This is a genomic window from Emticicia sp. CRIBPO, assembly GCF_009905725.1.
GTDB lineage: Bacteria > Bacteroidota > Bacteroidia > Cytophagales > Spirosomataceae > Leadbetterella.
In genome coordinates this window covers 1-677 of record NZ_JAAAKV010000037.1, presented here as the reverse complement: position 1 = coordinate 677, position 677 = coordinate 1, and the positions used below count along the sequence as shown (strand labels likewise).

The following is a 677-nucleotide window of genomic DNA, read 5'->3' as shown; positions in this document are numbered from 1 at the left end:
GTGAAACTGTAATGGGTCATCACCGGGCTGTCTCCTGCAGCGTCTACCTTTCCGATGGTCTTCCAGGTTTTGGCATCGGTACTTTGCTGTATTTCGAATCTTCCGCTGTTGGTTTCAGTGACGGTGCTCCATTTGAGCAGCACCCCTGCCTCAGCCCTGCTGACAGCAAAGCTGCTCAGGGTCACCGGAAGGATGGTCTCACAATCGGTATAGACAAAGACCATTGGCGTTTCACAGGCACATTCAGGGGTAAGCTCTACAATAGCCGGACAGAAGTCCCCAAGGAAATCTGTGGTGAAAGCATAGGTAAACACCTGTGAGGTGGTGGTGGTGATGCTGACGGTCTTGCTTCCGATCTGGGTATCTGTGGCATCCACGATCCCGTTAGAATTGGCATCATGATAGACCTTGATGACTGCATTCTGAGGCAGGCCTGTGGCCACCCCATTGGTGTTGTCCACCGTCACACTTCCTTCCAGGGTATTGCCTGAGGTCGGTGTTCCTGCTGTAAAGGCAGTGATGGCAAAGGCCGGTTTGTTGATGACAATGCCTGTGGCATCATTTTCCCCTTCAGCCTGCAGTGATCCCGTACAAACAGGACCTGAAGGCTCACACTTGCTTTCAAAGGTATAGGCAATGAGCTCATGGATAGGCAGTGTGCTGCAACTCACAGAGGC

At 52.3% G+C, this 677-nt stretch carries 1 pseudogene; it reads right to left on the bottom strand.

What is annotated here, in order from left to right:
* Positions 1 to 677: pseudogene (locus tag GVN16_RS26375) on the bottom strand (hypothetical protein); the annotation flags it as partial.